The 24,626-nt window shown below is 59.0% G+C and carries 25 protein-coding genes; 8 read left to right on the forward strand and 17 right to left on the reverse strand.

Annotated features, from left to right (window positions below; translation table 11 throughout):
* The 4 genes from WG622_RS08815 to cobU form a co-directional block, all read right to left on the reverse strand.
* Positions 1 to 860, reverse strand: an 860-nt coding sequence (locus WG622_RS08815; protein ID WP_339403267.1) for a magnesium chelatase domain-containing protein, incomplete at its 3' end; no start/stop codon positions are given.
* A 116-nt stretch (positions 861 to 976) separates the two neighbouring features.
* Positions 977 to 1,660 (reverse strand): glutathione S-transferase, encoded by a 684-nt coding sequence (locus WG622_RS08820; protein WP_339403268.1) that lies wholly within the window; start codon positions 1,658 to 1,660, stop codon positions 977 to 979.
* 58 nt (positions 1,661 to 1,718) lie between these two features.
* Entirely contained in the window at positions 1,719 to 2,291 is a 573-nt protein-coding gene (locus WG622_RS08825) for a histidine phosphatase family protein (protein WP_339403269.1), read from the reverse strand.
* Positions 2,288 to 2,815: a bifunctional adenosylcobinamide kinase/adenosylcobinamide-phosphate guanylyltransferase gene (cobU, locus tag WG622_RS08830; protein WP_339403270.1), complete on the reverse strand. Its 528-nt coding sequence runs from the start codon at positions 2,813 to 2,815 to the stop codon at positions 2,288 to 2,290. The genes WG622_RS08825 and cobU overlap by 4 nt, the downstream gene beginning before the upstream one ends.
* 77 nt (positions 2,816 to 2,892) lie before the next feature.
* Here cobU and WG622_RS08835 point away from each other — a divergent pair, with 77 nt between their 5' ends.
* The 5 genes from WG622_RS08835 to WG622_RS08855 are packed head-to-tail and all read left to right on the forward strand — an operon-like array spanning position 2,893 to position 8,588.
* Positions 2,893 to 3,753 (forward strand): RNA polymerase factor sigma-32, encoded by an 861-nt coding sequence (locus tag WG622_RS08835; RefSeq protein WP_339403271.1) that lies wholly within the window; start codon positions 2,893 to 2,895, stop codon positions 3,751 to 3,753.
* 60 nt (positions 3,754 to 3,813) lie between these two features.
* Positions 3,814 to 5,010 carry a bifunctional phosphopantothenoylcysteine decarboxylase/phosphopantothenate--cysteine ligase CoaBC gene (gene coaBC / locus WG622_RS08840; RefSeq protein WP_339403272.1) on the forward strand — a complete coding sequence of 399 codons (1,197 nt, stop codon included), beginning with the start codon at positions 3,814 to 3,816 and terminating at the stop codon, positions 5,008 to 5,010.
* A 3-nt stretch (positions 5,011 to 5,013) separates the two neighbouring features.
* Positions 5,014 to 5,466 carry a dUTP diphosphatase gene (gene dut, locus WG622_RS08845; protein ID WP_339403273.1) on the forward strand — a complete coding sequence of 151 codons (453 nt, stop codon included), beginning with the start codon at positions 5,014 to 5,016 and terminating at the stop codon, positions 5,464 to 5,466.
* On the forward strand, positions 5,467 to 6,516 hold the full coding sequence (locus WG622_RS08850; protein ID WP_339403274.1) for a HesA/MoeB/ThiF family protein: 1,050 nt from the start codon (positions 5,467 to 5,469) through the stop codon (positions 6,514 to 6,516). It begins immediately after the preceding gene.
* A gap of 59 nt (positions 6,517 to 6,575) precedes the next feature.
* A complete protein-coding gene (locus WG622_RS08855) occupies positions 6,576 to 8,588 on the forward strand; it encodes a M3 family metallopeptidase (protein ID WP_339403275.1) in 2,013 nt (670 codons plus the stop codon).
* 180 nt (positions 8,589 to 8,768) lie between these two features.
* Here WG622_RS08855 and kdsA read toward each other — a convergent pair whose 3' ends face one another.
* From kdsA to WG622_RS08885, 6 genes are all read right to left on the reverse strand, one after another.
* Positions 8,769 to 9,602, reverse strand: coding sequence for a 3-deoxy-8-phosphooctulonate synthase (kdsA, locus tag WG622_RS08860; RefSeq protein ID WP_339403276.1), 834 nt, complete (start codon positions 9,600 to 9,602; stop codon positions 8,769 to 8,771).
* Positions 9,602 to 11,377 carry a KpsE/RkpR family capsule polysaccharide export protein gene (locus tag WG622_RS08865; protein WP_339403277.1) on the reverse strand — a complete coding sequence of 592 codons (1,776 nt, stop codon included), beginning with the start codon at positions 11,375 to 11,377 and terminating at the stop codon, positions 9,602 to 9,604. The genes kdsA and WG622_RS08865 overlap by 1 nt, the downstream gene beginning before the upstream one ends.
* On the reverse strand, positions 11,355 to 12,014 hold the full coding sequence (locus WG622_RS08870; RefSeq protein WP_209357283.1) for an ABC transporter ATP-binding protein: 660 nt from the start codon (positions 12,012 to 12,014) through the stop codon (positions 11,355 to 11,357). The genes WG622_RS08865 and WG622_RS08870 overlap by 23 nt, the downstream gene beginning before the upstream one ends.
* A gap of 202 nt (positions 12,015 to 12,216) precedes the next feature.
* Positions 12,217 to 13,515, reverse strand: a complete 1,299-nt coding sequence (locus WG622_RS08875) for a Na+/H+ antiporter NhaA (protein ID WP_339403278.1) — start codon at positions 13,513 to 13,515, stop codon at positions 12,217 to 12,219.
* Positions 13,516 to 13,706: 191 nt separating this feature from the next.
* Entirely contained in the window at positions 13,707 to 14,735 is a 1,029-nt protein-coding gene (locus tag WG622_RS08880; protein ID WP_339403279.1) for a permease, read from the reverse strand.
* Positions 14,728 to 15,066 (reverse strand): ArsR/SmtB family transcription factor, encoded by a 339-nt coding sequence (locus tag WG622_RS08885; protein WP_339403280.1) that lies wholly within the window; start codon positions 15,064 to 15,066, stop codon positions 14,728 to 14,730. Before WG622_RS08885 ends, WG622_RS08880 begins: the two co-directional genes overlap by 8 nt.
* 120 nt (positions 15,067 to 15,186) lie before the next feature.
* Between WG622_RS08885 and WG622_RS08890 the strand changes: the two genes are divergently transcribed.
* Complete coding sequence (locus WG622_RS08890; protein WP_339403281.1) at positions 15,187 to 15,765, forward strand: uracil-DNA glycosylase family protein; 579 nt, start codon at positions 15,187 to 15,189, stop codon at positions 15,763 to 15,765.
* Positions 15,762 to 16,550 carry an SseB family protein gene (locus tag WG622_RS08895; protein WP_339403282.1) on the forward strand — a complete coding sequence of 263 codons (789 nt, stop codon included), beginning with the start codon at positions 15,762 to 15,764 and terminating at the stop codon, positions 16,548 to 16,550. Before WG622_RS08890 ends, WG622_RS08895 begins: the two co-directional genes overlap by 4 nt.
* Before the next feature lie 66 nt (positions 16,551 to 16,616).
* Here the strand turns inward: WG622_RS08895 and WG622_RS08900 are convergent, their stop codons facing one another.
* From WG622_RS08900 to WG622_RS08930, 7 genes are all read right to left on the reverse strand, one after another.
* Positions 16,617 to 17,546 carry a 2-hydroxyacid dehydrogenase gene (locus WG622_RS08900; RefSeq protein ID WP_339403283.1) on the reverse strand — a complete coding sequence of 310 codons (930 nt, stop codon included), beginning with the start codon at positions 17,544 to 17,546 and terminating at the stop codon, positions 16,617 to 16,619.
* Positions 17,543 to 17,953, reverse strand: coding sequence for a VOC family protein (locus WG622_RS08905; protein WP_209357276.1), 411 nt, complete (start codon positions 17,951 to 17,953; stop codon positions 17,543 to 17,545). Before WG622_RS08905 ends, WG622_RS08900 begins: the two co-directional genes overlap by 4 nt.
* A gap of 12 nt (positions 17,954 to 17,965) precedes the next feature.
* The gene (rodA, locus tag WG622_RS08910) at positions 17,966 to 19,105 is read right to left on the reverse strand and encodes a rod shape-determining protein RodA (protein ID WP_339403284.1); all 1,140 of its coding nucleotides are present in this window, start codon (positions 19,103 to 19,105) and stop codon (positions 17,966 to 17,968) included.
* Positions 19,102 to 21,045 carry a penicillin-binding protein 2 gene (gene mrdA / locus WG622_RS08915; RefSeq protein ID WP_339403285.1) on the reverse strand — a complete coding sequence of 648 codons (1,944 nt, stop codon included), beginning with the start codon at positions 21,043 to 21,045 and terminating at the stop codon, positions 19,102 to 19,104. The genes rodA and mrdA overlap by 4 nt, the downstream gene beginning before the upstream one ends.
* Complete coding sequence (locus WG622_RS08920) at positions 21,042 to 21,581, reverse strand: rod shape-determining protein MreD (RefSeq protein WP_339403286.1); 540 nt, start codon at positions 21,579 to 21,581, stop codon at positions 21,042 to 21,044. Before WG622_RS08920 ends, mrdA begins: the two co-directional genes overlap by 4 nt.
* Complete coding sequence (gene mreC / locus WG622_RS08925) at positions 21,574 to 22,482, reverse strand: rod shape-determining protein MreC (protein ID WP_209357272.1); 909 nt, start codon at positions 22,480 to 22,482, stop codon at positions 21,574 to 21,576. The genes WG622_RS08920 and mreC overlap by 8 nt, the downstream gene beginning before the upstream one ends.
* Before the next feature lie 93 nt (positions 22,483 to 22,575).
* On the reverse strand, positions 22,576 to 23,616 hold the full coding sequence (locus WG622_RS08930) for a rod shape-determining protein (RefSeq protein ID WP_209357271.1): 1,041 nt from the start codon (positions 23,614 to 23,616) through the stop codon (positions 22,576 to 22,578).
* A 207-nt stretch (positions 23,617 to 23,823) separates the two neighbouring features.
* Between WG622_RS08930 and rlmJ the strand changes: the two genes are divergently transcribed.
* A complete protein-coding gene (gene rlmJ, locus WG622_RS08935; RefSeq protein WP_339403287.1) occupies positions 23,824 to 24,603 on the forward strand; it encodes a 23S rRNA (adenine(2030)-N(6))-methyltransferase RlmJ in 780 nt (259 codons plus the stop codon).
* Positions 24,604 to 24,626: the final 23 nt, after the last annotated feature.

Consider the following 24,626-nt stretch of genomic DNA (forward strand, 5'->3'; position numbering starts at 1 on the left):
CGTAAAACAAAGCCGCCTGCGCTTCTTGTCTCGGTCCCATCATCACTCAATCCCCCGTTCAATATGGAAATTGAATCAGTGACTTCGGCCTCGATCAAGGGTGAGTTTTTCAACAGAATACGCCCTTCGCTGTTTTTCAGTAAGATCACATTGAAAGTTGAAATGGCCTTTCCGGTTTGAGAAATAGCATTGTGATTGGTTGTGTTAATTAGGCACAACGTTAAGAGATGATGCCGTCCCGCTGCCGCGATCTCGAGCGCGCGTTTGGCTCGATATTGGCTTTTGACGTCCCTGAGGTCTTTGAGCGAGTCTTCTTTAATGACTTCGCCGGGCTGACTGGGTGCAATCGGGTTTTGGCCGGTGAAATGTCGCAACGCTTCGGTCAGTCCCCGCGGCGCAATGACTTCGGTTGCGCCAACCCATGCGGCTTCGGGGCCCGAGGCGGCGGGGCAAAGCAATCTGCGATTTTCGCGCGCGGCTGTCATCGCGGCGGGGAGGGCGCCGGTGACGGGGATCAAGGTGCCATCCAGAGAGAGTTCGCCAAGAGCCAATGTGGCCTCGGCGGCGTCTTTTGGGATGATGTCCAGCACGGCCAGCAAAGCGATAGCGATCGGAAGGTCGAAATGACTGCCTTCCTTTGGAAGATCCGCCGGAGACAGGTTTACGGTGATGCGCTTGGACGGCAAAGCGATGGCGAGCGCATTCATTGCCGCGCGGATTCGCTCTCGCGCCTCAGAGACGGCTTTGTCTGGGAGGCCAACGATGGAGAACGCTGGCATGCCCGGGGTGATCGCACATTGAACTTCGACGAGATGGGCGTCCACGCCCTCAAAGGCGACGGTATAGCTGCGCGCGGACATGGGGCCTCTTACGGTTTTCGTCAGGCTAGGCGCGCTTGGTTAGCAAAGTGTTAAGGCCGCCTGAGTTTGCGAAGCAGGCGGCCTTGGATTTGAGTATTTTGAGCAAGATGAAAGGCTTAGGCGGGCCAGTCTTTGACCGGGTAGTCCTTTTTGTACCAAGGCAGGGTTTCGCCGATTTCCAGACCCAAGGCCCGCCATTTTTGGAAGGCGGGGTCGGTGAGGTGTGCGGTGACATAGGCTTCGGCCATCTCACTCATGGGAAGGCTATAGCCCGCGAGACGTGCCGCGACAGGCGCAAAGAAAGCGTCGGCTGCCGAGTAGTTTCCGCAGAGCCAGGGTGTGTCGCTTTCACATGTCTCGCGCGCCCAATTCCAGATGGTTTCCAGGCGGGCAACGTCGGCCAGAACTTCCTTGCGGGGGGCGCTGTCGGCATATGCGGTGCGTAGGTTCATCGGGCAATCGCCGCGCAGCGCCGTAAATCCAGAGTGCATTTCGGCCGCCAAAGTCCGGGCAACTGCGCGATGTTTAGGGTTAGTCGGCCAGAGGCCCGCGTCAGGGTGCCGGCTGGCGAGTTCTTCGGCGATGGCGAGGCTGTCGGACACGGGGATTCCGTCCTCGGTGACCATGGTCGGCACGGTTTTGGCCGGAGCGTGATCGGCCATCTGGGCCGCGACGCCTACGTCGTCAAAGAAACTGAGCAAAGTTTCCCTACGCGGAATGCCGAATTTTTCAAACAGCAGCCATCCACGCAGGGACCAGGAAGAATAGGCGTAATCGCCGAGGATCAAATGATAGGTCATGACGAGAGCCTAGGCGGCTTGTGCGGCCAGGTAAAACGAAGATCTGTCATGCGGCAGATCACGGGGTGTGATTGATCGTCATGGTGTGCCAGCCCGACTTTGTGATGTCGATTTCGGTCACTGAAAGGTTGTCGATCCGATGGCTAAAGGCCTCATAGGCTGTCAGCTTTTCTGAGCGTTGCAGCTGGGTCAGGATTGCGCCGAAGTGGGCGACAACAATCAGGTCTTTGTCTGGATGAGCCGCGAGAGCTGCGTCAACGGCTTTGCCAACGCGGGCTTCGAGTTCGTGCCATGATTCCCCGTTTGGCGGTTTTACATCGCCCGGGGTTTCCCAAAAGGCTCGGTAGGTTTCTTGGTCTTCGACCTCGTCAAAACGTTGCAGCTCCCAATCGCCGAAGTTCATTTCGCGCAAGTCGGGATCATGCGGGAGACGCATGCGTGCACCCTGAATTGCATCTGCAGTTGCGACGGCGCGGCTGAGGTCAGAGGAAATCACCAAAGCATCCGCTGGGAGGTGCTCTGCCAGCCGCGCGATCGCTGCATGATCGGAAAGGTCCGCTGGCAGATCACTCCAGCCGACCATGGTTTTGGCATGGGTTGGGCCATGGCGAACAAGGCAGAGCCGCCTCATGGCAGGTCGCCCTTCAGAACCTGTGGCAGGCCCGCGATCACGAAAACTGCGAGGTCCGCGGCTGCGGCCAGCCGTTGGTTCAGCTTTCCCTGCGCGATGCGAAACCTTCGGGCCAAGGCATTGTCGGGTACGATCCCCATGCCAACTTCGTTGGACACGACGATGACTCGTCCTTTGCATGCGGCAAGCGCCGCAATAAGCGCTTCGGTTTCTACCGCCAGATCGTGCTCTGCCATCATTTGATTGGTCAGCCACATGGAGGCGCAATCCAGTAACACGACCTGATCCTCGCCAACCTGAGAGAGAGCTTTGGCCATATCCAAAGGCTCTTCGATCGTGTGCCAGTCGTTCCCCCGCGCAGCCACGTGATCACGCACCTTTGCGGCCATTTCGTCATCATAGATCTGAGACGTGGCCACATAGACCCGAGGGGCTCCGGTCGCCACCACAAGTCCTTCTGCAAAAGCGGATTTTCCAGAGGACGCCCCGCCTAGTACGAATGTCAGCTTTGGCAGCTCTGCCATGGAATGCCTCAAAAAGTGATCCGTTCCGATGGTCCTTGCGTAACCAACATGAATATCCAGCGCAAGGAGGGGGCCTCATGACGCATATGGACCAAACTTTCATGCGTGGTGCCATGAAAGCGGAACTCTTGGATGCCGAGACGGAAACAGCTCTGGCGATTGCATGGCGCGATGACCGAGATGAACGCGCTCTGCACCGGTTGATCACCGCCTACATGCGGCTTGCCATTTCGATGGCGTCGAAGTTCCGCAGATACGGCGTGCCAATGAACGACCTGGTGCAAGAAGCGGGGCTTGGCCTCATGAAAGCTGCCGACAAATTTGACCCAGATCGTGGTGTGCGCTTTTCGACTTACGCCGTTTGGTGGATCAAAGCCTCGATTCAGGACCACGTAATGCGCAATTGGTCTTTGGTGCGCACCGGCTCGACCTCGGCCCAAAAATCCTTGTTCTTTAACCTCAAGCGGGTCGAGGCGCAGATTTTGCGGGAAAGCGGTGAGTCACTAGATTCCCATCAACTGACCGAAAAGATCGCCACGGAAATCGGTGTGTCCGTGCGGGATGTTGAAATGATGCAGGGCCGGTTGTCTGGGGGCGACTATTCCCTGAATGCTCAGCAGGGCGGCGATGAGGACGGCCGCGAATGGATCGATGTGCTCGAAGACGACACGATGCAAGGCTCCGAACAGGTTGACGAGGCGCGGGACTCTGCGGTTCTGAAATCCTGGCTCGAAGAGGCGATGGAGGACCTCAATGACCGCGAAAAGCTGATCGTGCGTCAGCGGCGTTTGTCTGAAAAGGGCCGTACGCTTGAGATGATCGGTCAGGATCTTGGGATCTCCAAAGAACGTGTGCGCCAGCTTGAGGTCGCAGCCCTCGCCAAGATGCGGACCAAGCTGGAACGCCATGGCGCCGAAGTGCGGGCGCTGATCGCCTGATCTTGTAACATCGCGATCAAGTGCATAGTGTCAGCCCACACCGAAGCTCGGAGTGGCCAAATGCTCGACAATAAACGCATTCTCCTGATTATTTCCGGAGGCATCGCAGCCTATAAATCGCTGGATCTGATCCGCCAATTGCGCAAAGCAGGGGCCTGGGTCACGCCGGTGATGACGGGGTCTGCCCGCGAGTTCGTGACTCCTTTGTCGGTCTCTGCTTTGGCCGAGGAGAAGGTCTATCAGGATCTTTTTGACCTGACGGATGAGGCCGAAATGGGCCATATCGAACTCTCCCGCTCTGCTGATCTGATCGTAGTTGCGCCCGCGACGGCCAACCTGATGGCCAAAATGGCGCAGGGGCTGGCCGATGATCTGGCTTCGACGCTTTTGCTTGCCACAGACACGCAGGTTCTGGTCGCCCCAGCGATGAACGTGCGCATGTGGGATCATCCCGCCACGCAACGCAATATCGCCACCTTGCGCGCGGATGGCGTTAGCTTTGTTGGCCCGAACGAAGGCGAAATGGCCTGTGGCGAATTCGGCCCCGGCCGGATGTCCGAGCCGCATGAAATCGTGTCTGCCATTCAGGCCGAATTCGAAGAAGGCCCTTTGACCGGCCGTCGCATCCTCGTGACCTCTGGGCCGACCCACGAGCCAATTGATCCCGTGCGCTACATCGCCAACCGTAGTTCCGGCGCGCAGGGCACCGCCATCGCGCGGGCGTTGACGGCGCTGGGCGCAGAGGTTGTCTTCGTCACCGGCCCCGCCGATGCCGCACGGCCAGACCGCGCGCGGATTGTCGAAGTGGAAACCGCGCAAGAGATGCTTGAGGCCGTCGAGGGCGTGATGCCAGTCGACGCAGCCGTCTTCGCCGCCGCCGTCGCGGATTGGCGTGTGGATGGCGCAAGCGACAGTAAAATCAAGAAACAAGCGGGCGCGCTGCCGACGCTTGGGTTCAAAGAAAACCCAGACATTCTGGCAACCGTGTCTCAGTTGAAACAAGGCCGACCTGATCTGGTTGTAGGCTTCGCGGCGGAAACAGATGATGTGATCGCCCATGCGACCGCCAAACGAGACCGTAAGGGCTGTGATTGGATCGTCGCCAACGACGTCAGTCCAGAAACCGGTATCATGGGCGGCTCGGAAAACGCTGTGACGCTGATCTCTGACGAAGGCGCGGAAAGCTGGCCGCGTATGGGCAAGGATGCTGTGGCCGAAGAACTGGCGGCGCGCATCGCCAAGGCTCTGGCGGAATAAACCATGTCAAAACAGGTGAAATTCAAACGTACAGAGGCCAATGGGGACCTGCCGCTACCAAGCTACGCAACCCCCGGAGCCGCCGCGATGGATCTGCGGGCTTGTCTGCCTGACGGCGCCGTGACTGTGGAGCCTGCGTCCTTGGTGATGCTCTCCATCGGCTTTTGCGTAGAGCTACCTCAAGGCACCGAAATGCAGATCCGCGCCCGTTCCGGCATGGCGCTGAAACGGCATCTGATGATCCCCAACGCGCCGGGCACGATCGACAGCGATTATCGCGGCGAGGTGAAAGTCGGGCTCTATAACTATGGCACTGAACCCGTGACCCTGAACCACGGCGACCGTATCGCACAGGCGGTTGTTGCCGATGTCTTGCAGGTCGACTGTCGCGAGGTCTCTGACCTGTCGGACACGGAACGCGGCGCGGGCGGTTTTGGCTCAACAGGCGTGAGTTAGATGTTTGCCGTCCTCGTCGCAGCGGGTGCCATCTGGGGCATCGGAGCCCTGATGAAAACGCCAAAGCCCGTGCGTTGGACCATGCTGGGCGTGCTCTATCTGGCGGTTTTGCTGATGCAGGCGGTCTTCCCGACCGGTCATCCCTTGCGAGAAGCCACCGGTGGATCCGTCGCGCCTTGGCTTTTGATCGGCGGCATCGGGCTTTTGGTGTTTGTCTATCGCAAAGGCTTGCAATGGCTGCGCAGCCGCGCCGAAGGACAAGCGGAGGCCCAGGCCGAGGCGCCTGCGAAAACCGGAACTTTCTTGGACACGGAACTCAATCGCTACGCCCGCCATATCGTGCTGCGCGAAATCGGTGGACCGGGGCAGAAAAAACTCAAAGAGGCCAAGGTGCTGGTGATCGGAGCAGGGGGGCTGGGGTCTCCGGCGCTGCTTTATTTGGCCGCCGCAGGCGTGGGCACCATCGGCGTTGTGGATGACGATGAGGTCGACAATTCCAACCTGCAGCGCCAAGTCATCCATCAGGATGCTGGCATAGGCATGCCCAAAGTGCATTCCGCCGCCGCCGTCATGCGAGCGCAGAACCCATTTGTCGAGGTGCGCCCTTACAACCGTCGCCTCATTGTCGACGAAGCCGAGACGCTGATTGCCGACTACGATCTGGTGCTGGACGGCACCGACAATTTCGACACCCGCTATCTGGTCAATGCCGCCTGCGTCGCGCTGGGCAAACCGCTGATCTCGGGTGCTTTGACCCAATGGGAAGGCCAGGTCAGCGTCTTTGATCCCGCCGAGGACGCACCTTGCTATCAATGCATTTTCCCCGAGGCTCCAGCCCCCGGCCTTTCACCCAGCTGCGCCGAAGCAGGCGTGATTGGGCCGCTGCCCGGCGTGATAGGTTCGATCATGGCGATGGAAGCCGTGAAGATCATCGCGAGTGCAGGCATCGCCTTACGCGGTGAAATGCTGATCTATGACGGGCTCTACGGCGAAACCCGGAAAATCGGCCTGAAACGTCGCGCCGATTGCCCCTGTTGCGGATCAAAATAACGTTTGCCCATTGCGCGCGGCGCGTCACGGCATAGGTTGATCTCAAAGGAGATCACCGCATGACAAACCCGCTGCTTTCCACTTGGAATACCCCCTTTGAAATCGCGCCTTTTGACTTGATCAAAGACGAAGATTTCTCGCCCGCCTTTGAGGCCGCTCTCGCCGAGGATCTGGCCGAAGTTGAGGCCGTCGCGACTAACGCCGACGCCCCAAGTTTCGCCAATACCATCGAAGGGCTGATGAAAACCGGACAGGCATTGGATCGCGTTGCAGGCGCGTTTTACACGGTTGCGGGCGCTGACAGTAACCCCGCGCGCGAAGAGATCATGCGCGAGATGTCTCCGAAACTCGCGGCGCATGGATCGGCGATCTATGGCAACAAACAGCTCTTCGCCCGCATTCAGGCCGTTTGGGATCAGCGCGACAGCCTCGATCTGAGTGACGAACAACAGCGCGTCCTCATGCTGACCCATCGCAATTTCGTCCGCGCCGGTGCCGCGCTGGAAGGCAAGGCTGATGCCCGCATGAAAGAAATCAAATCGCGGCTCGCGGTTTTGGGTACAGAGTTCACTCAGAACCTTCTCGCCGATGAACGGGATTGGTTCATGCCTCTGGCTGAGGCCGACCTCGAAGGCCTCCCAGATTTCGCCATCGCCGCGGCGCGGGCCGCGGGTGAAGAAAAGGGGCAGGACGGTCCGGTTGTGACTTTGTCTCGGTCGATTATTGTCCCGTTCCTGCAATTCTCGCCACGCCGCGATCTGCGCGAAAAGGCCTTCGCCGCATGGACCGCACGCGGGGCCAACGGAGGCGACACAGACAACCGCGACATCGCCGCCGAGATCCTGAAACTGCGCGAAGAAAGGGCGCAGCTTTTGGGCTATGAAACTTTCGCCGACTACAAGCTGGAAACCGAAATGGCCAAGACGCCTGACGCGGTGCGCGGCCTGTTGATGGACGTCTGGGAACCCGCCAAGGCGCAGGCGGACAAAGACGCCGAGGTCCTGACCCAAATGATGCATGACGATGGCATCAACGCAGACCTCGCCCCTTGGGACTGGCGCTATTATGCGGAAAAACGGCGCAAGGCCGAGCATGATCTGGATGAGGCTTTGTTGAAACCCTACCTGCAGCTCGACCGCATGATCGAGGCGCAATTTGCTTGTGCAAACCGCCTGTTTGGCCTTGAGTTCGCACCGCTGAAAATTCCGCTCTATCACGAGGATTGCCGCGCATGGGAAGTGACACGGAACGGCGAACATGTGGCCGTCTTCATCGGCGACTATTTCGCGCGAGGCTCCAAACGATCGGGCGCGTGGTGCTCGGCCATGCGCGCGCAGGCGAAGTTCCCGGAGGTTCAAGCGCCAGTCGTTATCAACGTGTGCAACTTCGCGAAATCTGAGCCCGCGCTCCTGTCCTATGACGACGCCCGCACCCTGTTCCATGAGTTCGGGCACGCGCTGCACCAGATGCTCTCGAATGTGACTTATGAAAGCGTCTCTGGAACTTCGGTAGCGCGTGATTTTGTGGAACTTCCAAGCCAGCTTTATGAACACTGGCTTGAGGTGCCCGAAGTGCTGCAAGAATTCGCAACCCACGCGGAGACGGGCGAGGCGATGCCTGCTGAAATGCTCGAAAAGGTGCTTGGCGCGGCCAACTTCGACATGGGCTTTGCGACCGTGGAATATGTGGCCTCAGCGCTCGTTGACCTGGCCTTCCACGAAGGCACAGCCCCCACCGATCCAATGGCGAAACAGGCCGAAGTCCTTGCCGACCTCGGCATGCCCGCCGCGATCACCATGCGCCACGCGACGCCGCATTTCGCGCATGTCTTTGCGGGCGACGGCTATTCCAGCGGATACTACAGCTACATGTGGTCCGAAGTCATGGACGCAGACGCCTTTGCGGCCTTTGAGGAGGCAGGCGGGGCCTTTGACCCTGAAATGGCCAAATCGCTTGAGGCCAATATCCTATCGATGGGCGGTTCAGTCGATGCCGGAGAGCTTTACGAGCGGTTCCGAGGTCGGTTGCCGGGCGTTGAAGCTCTGCTGAAAGGGCGCGGGCTGGCAGCCTAAAGAGAAACGCCCAAGCGCCCCATCGAAGGGCCCTTGGGCGTTGCCAAATCTGCGATTTGTCTAAAGCGTTTCGCGATTAACCTGAGATACAGGTTGATTGGGAAACGCCCACAACATCGATAGGGTCCGAGCGTTTCGCGTCAAACTTTTGTGTCAAGTTTAACGCGAAACGCTTTGGGGCTAGATCTCGATCGGGTTGGCTTTGGCCAGCCGGTCGAACTGCATCAGCGTGTCGATCAGTTTCGGCATATCGCGCAGGTAAATCATGTTCGGCCCATCACAGGGCGCATTGTCGGGATCTTGGTGGGTTTCTGTGAACACAGCGCCCACTCCGGTCGCAACCGCGGCGCGCGCGAGAACAGGGGCAAATTCACGCTGACCACCCGACGCGCCGCCCAGCCCGCCGGGCTGCGCCACGGCGTGGGTTGCGTCCATTACGACGGGATATCCGGTGCGCGCCATTTCCGGCAGAGACTGCATGTCCACGACCAAACGGTTATAGCCAAAGGACACGCCGCGTTCCGTCAATAAGATGCGCTCGTTTCCGGTGCTTTCGATCTTGGCAACCACGTTGGGCATGTCCCAAGGGGCCAGAAACTGCCCCTTTTTCACATTGATCGCAGCACCGGTTTTGCCCGCCGCCAACAAAAGCGCCGTCTGGCGGCACAGAAAGGCCGGGATCTGCATGATGTCCACAACCTCAGCCACAGGCGCGCATTGCTCTTTCTCGTGGATGTCGGTGATGACCGGCACGCCGATCTCTTTCTTGACGCTCTCCAGAACCTTCAGGCCTTCGTCCAAGCCCAATGCAGGCTTTGCATTCAAAGACGTGCGGTTGGCCTTATCAAAAGAGCCCTTAAAGACATATTGCGCCCCTGCAGCCGCACAGGCCTCTTTCAGAGTGCCTGCAATCATCTGCGCGTGATCTGCGCTTTCCAATTGGCAGGGGCCCGCGAGCAAAGTCAGCGGCTGGTCATTGGCAATCGTCAGATTGCCGACGGAAACATGTTTCATTACGAAGATACCTGTTCGCGAAGGATAGAACCCGTGAGGGAGATCATCAGGTAAATGCCTGAAAACACCAGAAAGGCCAAGATCGTGTTTTCAAACTTGCGCGGATAGCTTGGGTCCTCTGAGGCGACAGGTGCCACCGAGGTCGTCAGATAGCGCACCTGACGGCTGGCTTCGAGCTCGGTTTGCTTCAATGTCTGCAAGGCAGATTGCATAATCAGATCCGCCGTTGCGAGGTCCGCCAAGGCAATCTGTATCTGGCTGTTTTGGCGCGCAAGGGAGTCCTCACCGCCGCGCGCAGCCGTCATGCGTTCCTGTAGTCCCTGCAACACGCCTTCAAGCCGGCGGATCGATCCGCGCGCGCCATCGACGCGGGCTTGGTTGGGCCGTGCGTTGTCCAAAAGCTGCGTCAGTTCCAGCTGCTTTTCCTGTAGCTCCAGTTCATAGGTCGAAATCTGTTGCCGCAGGCTCGCGATCAGGCCCTCTGGGTCAAGCACCGTGCCTTCTTGCAAGTCAACCAGAGTGGTCTGGGCCGCGCGGCGATCTGCCTTGGCTTGCTCCAATGAACGGCGCGCGTCCTTCACTTGGTCTTCGCGTTTGCGTTGGCTGAGTTCATCCACGCGCTCTTCGGCGTATGTGATCAAAGCCTGCGCGTAGCGTTGTGAAATCGCCGGATCAGGAGAGGCGACTTCCATGCGGATCACGCCTTCGGTCGGGTCATAGCCGATTTTGACGAATTTTTTGTAGACCGAATAGGCGGCCTCGTTTGAGGGGTTCTCTTCAAGCCGCTGCAAGGGATCCACAGACTGATCAGAGAAGACAGACTTAAACCCTTCGTCCGCGTCCAGCCGCAGCATCGCGTCTTTGGATTGCAGATAGGATTGCGTCGCGATGGAATCCTGATTGGTGGCCATCTGCGTGCCCGAGAAAAGGCCCCCAAGACCGCCAGCTCCGCCAGAGCTTTCGGATTGGATGATCAGGAACTCGGACTTGGTCGAATACATCGGCGTTGCGACCGAATAGTAGTAATAGCCTGCCAGCAACGTCGGAAGCGCCACAAAGGCCAGCAGGCGCGAGAACATCAGGAATGTCTTGCGGCGACGCCGTTTGGCGATGTCTTTCTGGATGTCGCCGATCTCGCGCTCTCGGGTGGAGGCGGGCGAGGCCATCTCGGTCGAAGGCATCGTGTTGCCCTGAGGCCGGGTCTGCGGCAGTTGCACGTCGTTAGAGACGACTTCCAGCATATTGCGCGTGCTGAACGGGTCGCGTCCCGATTCACGCAATAGGCGCACGGCGTCATAGTCGGATGTCGCGGCAAGCCCATGTTTCTGCGCCAAGCGGCGGGCCATGCGCAATTGGCGTCCTGTTAGGCCTTCTTGGCGGATCGCCGCAATCGATTGTTCTGGGCTGACGGCTGCGGGCATCGAGGCTGGCGGCGCGGTTGTGCCAGAGGGCGCAGGGGCTGCCGCCGGAGCGGGCGCGCTGTCGGCCATGGCGTTTAGCCCGCCCATGTCCTCTTCGGGCGAGGTGGGCATCGGGCTGTCTTCGACCGGAGCGATTTTAGCACGACGTTCCGCAGCCCGCGCCAAACGCGCTTCGCGGCGTGAGGCACGGTCGCTTGGGGCTGCGGCCGGTTCGGGTGCGGTCTGCGCAACAGGTGTTGTTTCAGGCGTCGCGGCTGGGGCCGCCTCGGGCGTCTCTGCCTGAGGCGCTGTCGCAGAGGTGCCTTGGCCACCGCGACGGATGCGGAATTTCTTAGCCTTGGGTTTGGTAGTCATAAAGCTGCTTGGCCTCTTCCAAGGTGTCGAACATATGAAGCTTGCCGTTCCTCAGAACAGCCGCGCTCTTGGCGAATTTTTCCAGCGTCTTGGGCTGGTGGCTGACGATGATCATCGTGGTGGTGCGCAGACGTTCCTTCAGCACCTCGCCTGCCTTGCGGTTAAAGTCCACATCGGTCGAAGACGGCATGCCCTCATCGACCAGATAGATGTCAAAATCCAGGGCCAGCATCAGCGCGAAAGAAAACCGCGCCCGCATGCCCGAGGAATAGGTGCCCAAAGGTTGGTCGAAATATTCGCCCAAACCACAGAGCCAACGGCAGAAGGCCTCGACATAATCCGGGTCCAGCCCATAGAGCCGCGCGATATAGCGGCTGTTTTCCACCGCCGTGTGTTTGTTCACCACCCCACCCATGAACCCCAGCGGGAACGAGATACGGCAAGTGCGGCGGATTTCGCCTTCATCGGGCTTTTCCAGACCGGCCATCATATTGATGATCGTGGTCTTACCAGAGCCATTGCGCGCAAGGATGCCAACCGACGTCCCTAGTTCCACGCGAAAAGAAGCGCGTTCAAGGATGACCTTGCGCTGCTTGCCAGTCCAATAGGACTTACTCACGTTGTCGAACTCGAGCATTACACTGCTCCGGCGCTGCTCTGCCTATATCTCTCCTTAGCGGAGAAGTCTTAATACCCTTTTGGGCTTTGAGGCTCATTATGTCGGATTAGCCCCTCATCTGACAATAACTGACTGCCAATTTATTTGATTTTTAACAAAGAAACCGGCGCTTTGACGCCGGTTTCGGGGGTTTCGTTGCTGAATTGAATCAGTCTTGAGGTTACATCTCGATCTTTTTCACACGCAGAACGCGACCTGCGATGATCGAGATGATCGCGGCTCCAAAGCTCAGGAGCGCGCCCATCTTGGCTGCATCCTGCACCGGTCCTGCGTCAAAGGCGACCGAGGCCACAAAGAGCGAGACGGTGAAACCAATGGCCGCAACAAAGCCGATAATGACCAGATCGATGATGCGCATCCCCTCGGGCATGCCCAGTCGCATGGGCGAGGCCGCGATCCAGCCAAAGATCAGAATGCCCACCGGTTTACCAATGATCAGACCGGCCAGAACCAACCAGGTTGCATCGCCAATGGCGCTGAATTCGACGCCCGCATTCAAGAGGCCAAAGAAGAACAGGATGATCTCGACGGGGTGTTTCAGCGCATGCTCGATCACGTTCAGCAAGTCATGCAGGTGCTTTTCTGCATCCGAAAAGATCCCAAAGGCACGGTCCGCATGTGGGATCGCAGGCACCACTGGCAGAAGGCCCAGCGCCGGGTGCAGGCCAGAGCGCATAAAGCCATACCAGCTGATCGCCGCCGCCGCAGCATAAGGCAGGAAGTGCAGGTTTTTGCGCACCCATGTGGAGTTCGGACGCGCTTGGTTGCCGCGGTCCATGCGACGGGGCAACCAGTTGAACAGGATGTAAACGCCCAGCGCACCGCCAAAAGAGGCCAAGAGCCAAACGGGGGCGAGGTCTCCGGACGGGTAGAAGATCGCAAGGATGATCAGGCCCGCCGCGTCGTCGGCAATCGCCAACAACAGCAGGAAGCGCACAGCCGGGTGGCCTGCGCCAAAGACCAGACGGCCTACAAGATAGGAAAACGCGATGTCTGTCGCCGTCGGGATCGCCCAGCCATTGGCGACTGCGTTATAAGTGTCGGACCCAAGGAAAGCCGCCAAACCAAGATACACCGCAATCGGGCCAAACATGCCGCCCGCCGTTGCAAACAAGGGCGTCGCCGCCTTTTTGCCGCGCAGAGAGCCATCTTTCAGAACAACCGCTTCCCAGACTTCTTTCGCGGCAATCGCAAAGAAGAAGGCCATCAGCACGTCGTTCACGAGGTAGTGGAACGACAGAACCTTCGCCGTGCCAGGAGAGCCAAAGGCGTCATAGCCCTTGCCGTAGACTTTCTTCCAATAGTCATAGTCGAGGCCAACCCAGTCGTTGAACCAGACGGGGTATTCCACAAGGTGGTGGTAGCTATGTGCATCTGTGTTTGCCCAGACTAACGCAATCAACGCCCCTATGATCAAAAGCAGGGAATAGTTGGTTAAAAAGTTCCAAACGCGATACATACTTGCTCCTCCAAAGCTTTCAACGGGGATAGCCTAATGGGGCAGGGTCTTCAACGTTTTGGACGCGCGTTTCGCCTTTTCCCATATCACTACGGCGTGTTAGCGCCCCCATCTCAGGGTCTTGGGAGGAACGCACAAAAAAGAGGCTGCGCAATTGCACAGCCTCTTTGGTTTGTTGCGTTTAAGCGATGTCAGGCGATCATCTGCCACGCGATGCCAGCGATGAAACTGCCCACCAGTGCAAAGCCAAGGTACGCCACAAACACACGCGGTTTCACCAAAGCCCAGACCGCGATGGCGGCGGGGATAGAGCTGACGCCGCCCGCGATCATGAAACTCATCGCGGCTCCGGCGGCCATGCCTTGCTGCAGGAGCGCGTCAACAAGGGCAGGGGCGGCGTAGCCGTTCAGATAGGCGGGTGCACCTACCAGCGAGCCCAGGAAGATAGGCAGCACTCCGTCGCCACCCAGAACACTCGCGATCAGGTCAGCAGGCACATAGCGCACCATCAGGGCCTCGATTGTGTAAGCCAAGGCCAGCCATTTCAGCAGGAAAAGCGCATTCTCAAGCCCGGTGTCACGGAAGGTTTCACGACGCGCGGACTCGGTCCAAAATTTCCAGACAGGTGTTTCAGAGAAAGGCTTTTTCACGCCGCAGCAGCCGCCGACCTGAGGCTTTTCCCGCAAAGGTTCGTCAAAGACTGCGGATTTCGCGAAACTCATGGTGACAAAGCCACCAAACAGACCCAGCGACACAGCCGCGATGGTTTTCGCGATGGTGAAGTCCAGACCCAGAGTGCCCGCCGTGATCGAAAACATCGCAGGATCCATCAAAGGTGAAGCCAGCCAGAAGGCCATAACGGCAGACAAAGGCGCGCCAGCAGCGAGCAGCGCTGCGATAAACGGAATGACTTCGCAGGAGCAAAACGGTGACAGCCCGCCCAGCAAGGCCGCAAAGATGATCATGCGGCTTTCCCTGCCGATAAAGGCCTTTGCGAGGACGTTCTCTGCGCCGCTCGCTTTCATGTAGGCGATGGCGACGACGGCAAAGAGGATGAAGGGGGCCGTGCCCGCCAGAGCATCCAGCGCAAAGCTGACAGTTGGGACAAACTCGGCAAAATCGAGCACTGCCACTGCGATCAGGATCAGGGCTATTGCCAACCAAACGCGGTCAATCCGTTTGATCAGCGGCGTGCGGGGAGAGTGGGAGATATCAGCCATGGTTATGGGTCTCGTCAGGTGCATCGGCGCAGCATTCTTTCACTAGGAAGTCCGAAAGCGCACGCAGTTCTTCAAATTCAACGGCCGCGCAAATGATGCTGCGACCCTCTTTATGCTGCCGGATTAGACCCGATTGCAGCAGGATCTTCAGATGATGGGTCAGCGTAGACCCCGTGACGCCCGTGCGATCCCCGAGTTCTCCGATCGACAGGCCTTGGGTGCCCGCGCGCGTCAGGCTGCGCAGAACGGCAAGGCGTTGCTCGCTGCCAAGGGCTGCGAAGGTAGAGGCGGCGACTTCGAGTGAGAGGTCATTGGTGTCTGAATGTTTCATATTTCTAGAATTGTCGAAATAACGAGTCGGTGCAAGTTTTATTTTCATATTTTTCGAAATATCGAAATGAAGCGTGATTTTTTGGCTTTCCCTTGGGGCGTCAATCGGCAGGATAGGGCGATGGATATTCGCGACGACATCCGCGCCTGCCGCATCTGTGGAGAGCGTTTCGCAACCACCCATACCGCGCATGCCCCGCGCCCGGTGGTGTGGTTTCGCCCCTCGGCGCGGCTTTTGATCTGTGGTCAGGCTCCGGGGGCCAAAGTGCATGAAAGCGGCGTGCCCTTTACCGATCCCTCTGGCGTACGCTTGCGCGATTGGATGGGGGTGGATGAGGCCACCTTCTATGACCGCGACCGCATTGGCATTCTGCCGATGGCGTTTTGCTTTCCGGGCTATGATACCAAGGGCTCCGATCTGCCGCCTCCACCGATCTGTGCCAAGACATGGCGGCAAACGGCGCTGGACATGCTGCCGAACGTCGAGTTGATCCTATTGGTCGGCGGCCACGCTCAGAAATGGCATCTCGGCACCAAAAACGTCTCCGACACTGTACGCGACTGGCGCGCGCATGGGCCGCGGGTCTTGCCCTTGCCTCATCCGTCCTGGCGCAATACGGCTTGGCTCAAGAAGAATCCCTGGTTTGAAGCAGAGCTATTGCCGGTTCTGCGGGCGAGGGTGAAAGAGGTTTTAGCATGACCGACACCCCTCTGGACCTTGCCCATGCCGCGATGGAATCCGCGCCCGAAGACGAGCGCGCGCGCTTGCGGTTTTATGAGCGACTGGCCGATGCAGAGTTGTTCCTCCTCTTGAGCGATGAGGCCACGGGCGAGACGATCAAACCCGAGGTTTTCGAGCTGCAGGACGCGAGCTTTGTTTTGGTTTTCGACACAGAAGAGCGTCTTGCCTCTTTCGTTGGAAAGCCCGCGCCTTTTGCCGCCTTGTCTGGCCGCATGATCGCGCAGATGCTCGCGCCGTCTGGCATCGGCATGGGTGTGAACCTCGAAGTCGCGCCCTCGTCGATCCTGATCCCGCCTTCTGCCGTTACGTGGCTGGTTGAAACGCTGGACAATGCACCCGATGAGGTGGAACAGAAGCTCTCAGAAGTGACCGCGCCCGCAGGCCTGCCCGAGGTGCTGATCGAGGCCTTGGACACCAAGCTCTCCACCGCCATGGGTCTGGCGCGCTGGGCCTATCTGGTGGGGACCGTCTGTGAAGCGGGCGGGCGTGGCCATATGCTGGGCTTTGTCGGGGCCATCCCCGAAGCGCAGGATGCTTTGGCGAAAGCCGTCTCAGAAGCGCTGAGTTTCACCGGTCTTGAGGCAGGCACTTTGGATGTCGGCTTCTTTGATGCCGCCCATCCCGTGGCCGCGCAACTCGCGCAGGTCGGCTTGCGCTTTGATTTGCCGCAGCCAGAGGTTCAGACTGAAATGGTCCCTATGGCCCCAGGCAGCGATCCCGACAAACCGCCGCGCTTGAAATAAGAGAGGGGCGCTGCCCCTCGGCTCTGTGGGCCTCACCCCGGAGTATTTGGGGCAAGATGAAAGCGCTCAGTAGCCTGCTTCGCGGTCGACGAGGTGCAGGAGTGGTTCACCTGCTTCGCCGCGGCGGATGTTTTCGGCGATCACTTCAGAGGCTGTGATAGCGCGGGTTTCGGCGGCGATATGGGGCGTGACCGTGACCTTTGGGTGCGCCCAATAGGGGTGGTCTTTGGGCAAAGGCTCGATGCGGAAAACGTCGAGGGTGGCATGGGCGATCTGGCCTGTGTCGAGCGCGTCAAGCAAGGCTTCGTCGTCGATCAGTGGACCACGACCCGGATTGATGATCCGCGCGCCTTTAGGCAGCAGATCTAGCGTGTTTGCGTCCAAAAGGTTGGTCGTGGCAGGCGTGTCCGGCAGAAGCAGGATCAGGATTTCAGCTGTCGAAAGCGCGTCCTCCAGCCCTTCGGCGTCGTGCAGGCAGGTGATGCCTTCGATCTGTTTCGCCCGCCGTGCCCAGCCCGTGACGTTGAACCCCAATGAGGCCAAAGTGGTCGCACAGGCGGTGCCAAGTTCGCCCAAGCCCAAGACCGTCACATTGCGTTGAGACGCAAGAGGTGGGCAGACTGGAGACCATTCTCCGCCTTGGTGATTAATCCAATGATCAATGTCCAAGTGGTAGCGCAGCGTGTGGCCCGTGACCCATTCCACCATGCCCTGCGTCAGCCCCGGATCCACCATCCGGCAAAGAGGTTGGGTCAGGGTCGTATTGCCCGTAATGGCCTCCACGCCAGCCCAGAGGTTCAGGACCGCTTTGCAGCGCGTATAGGCCGTGAAGTCCTGCAGGTCTGAATTAGGGGCATAGACAATATAGTCGACATCCTCGGGCGCGTGATCCAGACGCAGATCCACAGCTAGGCCAAATTTCTCAAAGGCCGCGCGCAGGGGCGCTTCATAGGTCTCCCAACGCTCAGGCAGGGCCGCGAATTGTACGTTGATCATGATGCGAAAACTCCAGATGCCTCAGCAAAGCCTTTGACTTCAATCGGGTTGCCTGAAGGGTCGCGGAAGAACATGGTGCCCTGCTCGCCGGGTTCTCCGGCAAAGCGGACGAAGGGGGCGAGTTCAAATTCCAGGCCTTCCTCAGTGAGACGATCCGCCAGCATCTGCCAGTCCTCCATCGGAAGGATCACGCCCATATGGGGCATCGGGACCATATGGTCTCCGACTTTGCCGGTGTTGGTGGTCTCAAACGGCTTGCCGAGATGCAGGGAAATCTGGTGGCCGAAGAAGTCGAAATCCACCCACGTGTCGGTGCTGCGCCCCTCGGCACAGCCCAGAAGGCCTCCGTAAAAGGCACGCGCCTCGTCTAGGTCCGTGACGTGATAGGCGAGATGAAAGATCGACATGGGGGCTCCTACTTAACGGGGGCGATGCACATGGGCGCTTTGGACAATGCCAAAGGCCATCATCAGAACCAGCATTGATGATCCGCCCCAGCTTACCAAGGGCAGCGGCACGCCGACGACGGGGGCCATGCCCATGACCATCGACATATTGACCGCAAAGAACAGAAAGAACGTGCCCGCCATGCCCATTGTCATCAGCGATGAGAAGCGGTCTCGGTTGGAGAGCGCGCTGAGCACGCAGAAGATGATGATGAGGGCATAGAGGCTGAGCAAAGAGACAGCGCCTAGGAAGCCGAATTCCTCAGCCAATGTCGTGAAGATAAAGTCGGTGTGTTTTTCTGGCAGAAAGTTCAGACGGCTTTGCGTGCCTTGCATGAACCCACGCCCGGTCCAGCCGCCAGAGCCCAAAGCGATCTTGGATTGCGTGATGTGATAGCCCGCGCCCAAAGGATCAGAGGCCGGATCCAGGAACGTATCGATGCGGCGGTATTGATAGTCCTGCAAAAGCTGCCAGCCGGTACCGCGGCTTTGAAAGACCGCGGTGATCAACCCGATGCCCGCCGTGATCACCACGGCGAAATAGCCCCAATGGACGCCTGCCATAAAGATCACGGTCGCTCCGCCCATCAAGAGCAACAGCGAGGTGCCAAGATCCGGTTGGCGCAGCACCAGCATCACCGGCACCATGATGATCACAATCGGGATCAAGAGCCACAGCGGATGCGACGTGCGATTAAGCGGCAGCCAGTCGTAATAGGCCGCCAAGAACATCACCATGGCGATCTTCATCAGCTCTGACGGCTGCAGGCGCATGAAGCCAAGGTCGATCCAGCGCTGGGCCCCCATTTGCACGGTGCCAAAAAACTCGACCCCGACCAGCAAAAGCAATGCACCGGCGTAGAACACCGCCGAGACATTGCGCCAGAACCAGATAGGCACCATGGCCATGCCAAACATCAGGAAGAGCCCCATGGCAAAGCGTTTCATCTGCGCTTCGGCCCATGGGTTAAACGAGCCGCCCGCGACCGAATAGAGCATCAGAAAGCCGACGCTTGAGACGGCGATCAAGAGGATCACCAAGGCCCAATTGATATAGAAAATCTTCCGCAGCCCCGTGGGGACATGTTTGACCGTATACTCGAGATAACTCATGCGCGATCACGCCCGCTGTTGCGCAGCTGCGGATAGTCGCGTTTCAGGCGCGCTTGCTGCAGGCGGATCTTTTCGCGGTCTTTTGTTGGATAGGCCTCAAGCGGCGGGTCGCCATCATAGAGCGCCTGCAGCGTGATGTCGCGTGCAATGGGCGCGGCTGCGGTAGAACCGCCTCCACCATGTTCCACAACCACGCAGACCGCGATTTTCGGGTCGTCATAGGGCGCAAAATTCACAAAAAGCGCGTGGTCGCGGCGGTTCCACGGCAGGTCTTCGTTTTTGGTCACGCCTGCTTCGCGTTCGGCCGCCGTGATGTTGCGGACCTGACTGGTGCCGGTTTTGCCAGCAAGGCGGAACTCGTCTTCGATGATGCGGCTGGAATAGGCCGTGCCCCGCCGGTGGTTGGACACAGCAAACATGGATTTGCGCACCAGCCGCAGATGGTTTTCATTCACGCCCAGTGGCGAGAGGCCGCGCACCGGTTGCTCGACACCATCGACGGATTTCACCAAACGCGGCGCTAGCTGCAATCCAGACGCCAAACGCGCCGTCATCACCGCCAATTGCAGCGGCGAGGCCAGTACAAATCCCTGACCAATCGAGGCGTTCACTGTATCGCCGGGTAGCCACGCGGCATCTCTGTTGCGCAGCTTCCAGTCCATCGTCGGTGCAAGCCCCTGCGCAACCGCCGACATCGGAATATTGTGGCGCACACCCAGACCCAAACGCCGCGCCATGGCTGAAATCTTCTCGATCCCCACCTTCAGAGCGATCTCATAAAAATAGACGTCACAGCTCTCGCGCAGCGCGGTCTCGAAATTCACATTCCCATGCCCGCCGCGCTTCCAGCAGTGAAACTTGCGATTGCTGACCTCAAGGTGGCCCGGGCAATAGAAGGTGTCTTCGCTGTCGATGAGGCCTTCTTCCAGCGCGGCCAGCGCGGTGATCATCTTGAAGGTCGAACCCGGCGGATAGGTGCCTTGCACGGACTTCGTCGCAAGCGGGCGGTGATCGTTCTCGGTGAGTTTCGAGTAATCCGCGACCGAAATCCCGCGCACAAAGAGGTTGGGATCAAAGGTCGGGGACGAGTTGATCGACAGGATGTCACCCGTTTTGACGTCCATCACAACGGCCGCTGCGCTTTCCTCTCCGAGGCGCGCTTGTGTATAGGTTTGCAGTTTCTGATCTACAGTCAGCTGCATATCGGCACCCGCAAGGCCTTCGCGGCGATCCAACTCGCGCATCACGCGGCCGACAGCGTTGACTTCGACCCGCTTGGTGCCGGCTTTGCCACGCAGGGACTCTTCGCGTTTGGCCTCGATACCGACTTTGCCGATCTGGAAGCGCGGGATCAGCAAGAGCTGATCGGGGTCTTCGATCTTGGACAGGTCATAGTCCGACACCGGCCCCACATAGCCGATCACATGGGCGAAATCCCCGTCGTGCAGATACCGCCGCGACAGGCCGACCTCGGGGGTGATCCCCGGTAGGGCAGGCGCATTCACGGCCACGCGCGACATCTCTTCCCAGGAAATCCGTTCCGCCACGGTGACTGGCAAAAACGGCGGCGAGCGTTTCATCTCTGTCATCGCGCGATTGAGCGCCGTGGCGTCGAGCTCCACCAGATTGGACAGTTTCGCGATCACCGCATCCACATCACCCGCGTCTTCGCGCACGATGGTGATCCGGTAGCTTGGTTCATTCACCGCCAAGGTGCGCCCGTTGCGGTCAAAGATCTCTCCGCGGGCGGGCGGGATCAGACGAATATTGATCCGGTTTTCTTCGGCCAAAAGGCGGAACTCATCGGCTTGGTCCACCTGCAGATGCCGCATGCGCAGACCCAAAACACCCATAAACGCCAATTGCGCACCGCCTAGAAATAGCGCGCGCCGCGTCATGCGGGCCTGGTTCGCGACGATATCGGCTTGCGTCTTTCTCATACGCGCCCCTGCAGGAGTTCCGGATCCGATGGGTTGATTTTCCGCAAGCCAATGAAGACGAAAAGCAGGATTGCCACAAGCGGGTAGGCCAGCACGCTCATGATCAGTTGAATAAGCGTGAGCCCTAGGCTTGCGTGATCCAAAAGGAAGATGGTCTCAAGCAGACGGTTGCCCAGCACAATTGCGGTCATGCCACCCGCCGCCGTCAGCCATTCCACGCTAAACGGCATGTCACGCACGCCTGTTGAGCGATTGCGCAGGTTCTCGCAGACCAAATAGGTCGCCAAAGCCATCAGGCCGGGCGGGCGCAGGAACACAAAGTCCGCCAGAAGCATCACGCCCGCGATGGCCACAGGTGGCGCGTAATCCGGGCGACGCAGCACCCAAAGCACGCACATCACCAAGAGCATATCCGGCCCCGTGAAACGACGCGGCACGGTCTCCATCGGCAAGAGCTGCCAAAAGATCACCAAAAGCGCGAGCGCCACGAATGCCGCGCGCATTAGCCAAAGGCGAGCGGTGAGGTTCTCACTCATCCTCAACCTCTTCGGCAATGATGGCAGGTTCGGGATCGGCTAGCTGGTCTGGCGCGATGAGGCCACCAGTGCCTGTGATGCTTTCCTTGCCATGGTCACGCAACACACGCAGGAATTCGAGCCGTTCATAATCGGCCGAGAGGCGCACGCGCAGACGGCCTCCGGGATCAGAGGCCACGTGGCCGATCAGCAGACCCGAGGGGAAAACTCCGCCATCGCCAGAGGAAACCACTCGGTCGCCGGGACGCACCTGATCAGGGTTCTCGAGGAAATCAATCACCGGCGCGACGGAGTTATCTCCGACCACCAATGCGGTCTCTCCCGAAGGCTGGATCGTTGCCGGAATCCGCGAAGAACTATCAGACAACAGCATCACACGGCTGGTCGTATTGCCCACGCCCGAGATCCGGCCCACGAGCCCAATCCCGTCCATCGCGGCCCAACCGTCGACGATCCCATCGCGGGCACCGATGTTCAGCAACACCGACTGCCGGAACGGAGATCCCGCGTCCGCCAACACAACGCCGGTCACAAAGGTCAGTTGCGGATCCAGACGCACATTGTTCAGATCCAAAAGCCGCGCGTTTTCCTGCTCCAATTGCAGAGCTGCCTCTTTCCAGGCCTTCATCTGCTGAAGCTCACGCCGCAGCTCTTTGTTCTGGTCGACCACACGCTGATAGCTCTGGAATTCGCGGATCAGATTGATCGAGCCGGTGACCGGCGCCATGGCCCAATCCATCGAGGGCACAAAGCGGTCAATCACCATCGCGCGGAACCGTTCCACGCGCGGGCTGTCGATGCGCCATAAAAGGAAGGTCAGCAGCAAAATCGCAATCGTAAGCACGTAAAGCAGCCGCTTGAGCGGTGTTACGAAATCCTCCTGATTGCGATCTCGAGCCATTACGTCTCCGGTCTCAGGGCCTTACGCCTTCGGCGCATATGTAGCACGGGGTGCGGATTGGCCCAAAACATCGCTGTTTCAGGCCCTTTTTGTTTAGCTTTCGTAATCAATCGCGTGGCGTAGCTGGTTTTCGTATTCCAGCGCTTTACCAGTGCCCAAAGCCACACAGTTGAGGCTTTCGTCTGCGATCGAAACGGCCAGACCGGTCTGCTCACGCAGCGCCAGATCCAGATCACCCAGCAGAGCACCGCCACCCGTCAGCATCACACCACGGTCAACGATATCTGCTGCCAGATCCGGAGGCGTTGCCTCAAGCGCGGTCATCACCGCTTCGCAAATCTGCTGCACCGGTTCTGCGAGCGCTTCGGCCACCTGAGCCTGCGAAATCTCGGTTTCCTTCGGCACACCGTTCAGCAAGTCACGGCCACGTACCAGCATAGAGGCTCCACGGCCGTCATCCGGCATCCGCGCAGTGCCGATGGATGTCTTGATCCGCTCAGCAGAGCTCTCGCCCACAAGCAAGTTCTGTTGACGACGCAGGTAGGAAATGATCGCCTCATCCATCCGGTCGCCCCCAACGCGGACAGAGCGCGCGTAAACGATGTCACCCAGCGACAGAACCGCAACCTCGGTGGTCCCGCCGCCGATGTCGACAACCATGTTGCCCGTCGGATCCGTGATCGGCATACCCGCGCCAATGGCGGCTGCAATCGGCTCGGCAATCAGACCCGCGCGACGGGCGCCCGCCGACAAAACCGACTGACGGATCGCACGTTTCTCAACGGGGGTGGCACCATGAGGCACACAGACGATGATCTTGGGCTTAGAGAAGGTCGAGCGCTTGTGCACCTTGCGGATGAAGTGTTTGATCATCTCTTCCGCGGTGTCAAAATCCGCGATGACACCTTCGCGCATCGGACGGATCGCTTCGATGGATCCAGGCGTCCGGCCCAGCATCAATTTCGCGTCTTCTCCGACGGCCAGAACCTTCTTCACACCATCCTTGACGTGATAGGCCACAACCGATGGTTCTGACATGACGACACCTTTGCCTTTGACATAGACCAGCGTGTTCGCCGTGCCCAAATCAATCGCCATGTCTGACGAAAACAGCCCGCCCAGATTTCCCAGCATAAAGTCTCGTTCCCCAGTAATGTTTCGGGTCCGCGACTCTGGGACGAGCGCGAACCGCTTTGTTATAGGCGGGCCTTAAGAAATGGGGAAGTGAGTCGCTGCGCAAAATCAGCGCGAATCCGCCGCGAAATGGGGTAGGGATGGTGTTTGACACTGTCTTAGGCGGCAAATCTGGCCTATGTGGGCAGAAAACACGGGGCACGCGCCATGCTGAGCTATCAACATATCTATCACGCAGGCAATCTGGCGGATGTGCAGAAACACGCGCTGATGGCCTGGGTGCTGGACTATATGACGGCCAAAGATAAGCCGCTGAGCTATCTGGAAACCCACGCTGGGCGGGGACTGTATGATCTGGGATCCGAGGAAGCCGCCAAGACCGAAGAGGCTGCGGCAGGGATCGCCATCGCCGAGGCTTGGTTTGATGAAGACCACCCCTATCGCCGTGCGCTCGCCGCTGTGCGCGCCCAGTTTGGCGAGAACGCCTATGCCGGATCACCCCTCTTGGCCGCCAACCTGCTGCGCCCTTCAGACAAACTCCACCTTGCAGAGCTCCATCCCGGAGAAGGCGATGCACTTGAGGACGCGATGGCGATGTTCTCGGTAAAAATTCACCGTCAGGACGGCTTTGCCATGGCCCATGCGGTTTGCCCGCCTGAGCCGCGCCGCGGGGTTCTTTTGATCGATCCAAGCTATGAGATCAAAACCGACTTCGACCGTATCCCCGGCATCATCGAAAAGCTGCATAAGAAGTGGAATGTCGGCGTTATTGCGCTCTGGTATCCGATCCTTAAAGACGGCAGTCACTTGCCAATGGTTACAGCGCTTGAGTTCAAGAACCTGCCCAAAACCCTGCGCCACGAAGTGCGCTTCCCGCCCGCCAAGGACAAGCACCGGATGATCGGCTCGGGCATGTTCTTTGTGAATGCGCCCTGGGGGCTTGAGGCAGAGACCCAAAAGATCAGCACAAAGTTTGAGACGCTTTAGGGGCTTTGCCCCTCAGCCCTCGC

It is taken from the genome of Cognatishimia coralii (genome assembly GCF_037478305.1).
GTDB lineage: Bacteria > Pseudomonadota > Alphaproteobacteria > Rhodobacterales > Rhodobacteraceae > Cognatishimia > Cognatishimia coralii.

Excerpts from the sequence above, each read along its gene's own strand:
- WG622_RS08870 (WP_209357283.1), bottom strand. The coding sequence starts at position 12,014 with ATGCTCGAGTTCGACAACGTGAGTAAGTCCTATTGGACTGGCAAGCAG.
- dut (WP_339403273.1), top strand. The coding sequence starts at position 5,014 with ATGTCAAAACAGGTGAAATTCAAACGTACAGAGGCCAATGGGGACCTG.
- WG622_RS08825 (WP_339403269.1), bottom strand. The coding sequence starts at position 2,291 with ATGAGGCGGCTCTGCCTTGTTCGCCATGGCCCAACCCATGCCAAAACC.
- rodA (WP_339403284.1), bottom strand. The coding sequence starts at position 19,105 with ATGAGTTATCTCGAGTATACGGTCAAACATGTCCCCACGGGGCTGCGG.
- mreC (WP_209357272.1), bottom strand. The coding sequence starts at position 22,482 with ATGGCTCGAGATCGCAATCAGGAGGATTTCGTAACACCGCTCAAGCGG.
- WG622_RS08885 (WP_339403280.1), bottom strand. The coding sequence starts at position 15,066 with ATGAAACATTCAGACACCAATGACCTCTCACTCGAAGTCGCCGCCTCT.
- WG622_RS08820 (WP_339403268.1), bottom strand. The coding sequence starts at position 1,660 with ATGACCTATCATTTGATCCTCGGCGATTACGCCTATTCTTCCTGGTCC.
- kdsA (WP_339403276.1), bottom strand. The coding sequence starts at position 9,602 with ATGAAACATGTTTCCGTCGGCAATCTGACGATTGCCAATGACCAGCCG.
- WG622_RS08865 (WP_339403277.1), bottom strand. The coding sequence starts at position 11,377 with ATGACTACCAAACCCAAGGCTAAGAAATTCCGCATCCGTCGCGGTGGC.
- WG622_RS08895 (WP_339403282.1), top strand. The coding sequence starts at position 15,762 with ATGACCGACACCCCTCTGGACCTTGCCCATGCCGCGATGGAATCCGCG.
- WG622_RS08920 (WP_339403286.1), bottom strand. The coding sequence starts at position 21,581 with ATGAGTGAGAACCTCACCGCTCGCCTTTGGCTAATGCGCGCGGCATTC.
- WG622_RS08835 (WP_339403271.1), top strand. The coding sequence starts at position 2,893 with ATGACGCATATGGACCAAACTTTCATGCGTGGTGCCATGAAAGCGGAA.
- WG622_RS08850 (WP_339403274.1), top strand. The coding sequence starts at position 5,467 with ATGTTTGCCGTCCTCGTCGCAGCGGGTGCCATCTGGGGCATCGGAGCC.
- WG622_RS08855 (WP_339403275.1), top strand. The coding sequence starts at position 6,576 with ATGACAAACCCGCTGCTTTCCACTTGGAATACCCCCTTTGAAATCGCG.
- WG622_RS08930 (WP_209357271.1), bottom strand. The coding sequence starts at position 23,616 with ATGCTGGGAAATCTGGGCGGGCTGTTTTCGTCAGACATGGCGATTGAT.
- WG622_RS08875 (WP_339403278.1), bottom strand. The coding sequence starts at position 13,515 with ATGTATCGCGTTTGGAACTTTTTAACCAACTATTCCCTGCTTTTGATC.
- WG622_RS08880 (WP_339403279.1), bottom strand. The coding sequence starts at position 14,735 with ATGGCTGATATCTCCCACTCTCCCCGCACGCCGCTGATCAAACGGATT.
- mrdA (WP_339403285.1), bottom strand. The coding sequence starts at position 21,045 with ATGAGAAAGACGCAAGCCGATATCGTCGCGAACCAGGCCCGCATGACG.
- rlmJ (WP_339403287.1), top strand. The coding sequence starts at position 23,824 with ATGCTGAGCTATCAACATATCTATCACGCAGGCAATCTGGCGGATGTG.
- WG622_RS08905 (WP_209357276.1), bottom strand. The coding sequence starts at position 17,953 with ATGTCGATCTTTCATCTCGCCTATCACGTCACGGACCTAGACGAGGCG.
- WG622_RS08890 (WP_339403281.1), top strand. The coding sequence starts at position 15,187 with ATGGATATTCGCGACGACATCCGCGCCTGCCGCATCTGTGGAGAGCGT.
- coaBC (WP_339403272.1), top strand. The coding sequence starts at position 3,814 with ATGCTCGACAATAAACGCATTCTCCTGATTATTTCCGGAGGCATCGCA.
- cobU (WP_339403270.1), bottom strand. The coding sequence starts at position 2,815 with ATGGCAGAGCTGCCAAAGCTGACATTCGTACTAGGCGGGGCGTCCTCT.
- WG622_RS08900 (WP_339403283.1), bottom strand. The coding sequence starts at position 17,546 with ATGATCAACGTACAATTCGCGGCCCTGCCTGAGCGTTGGGAGACCTAT.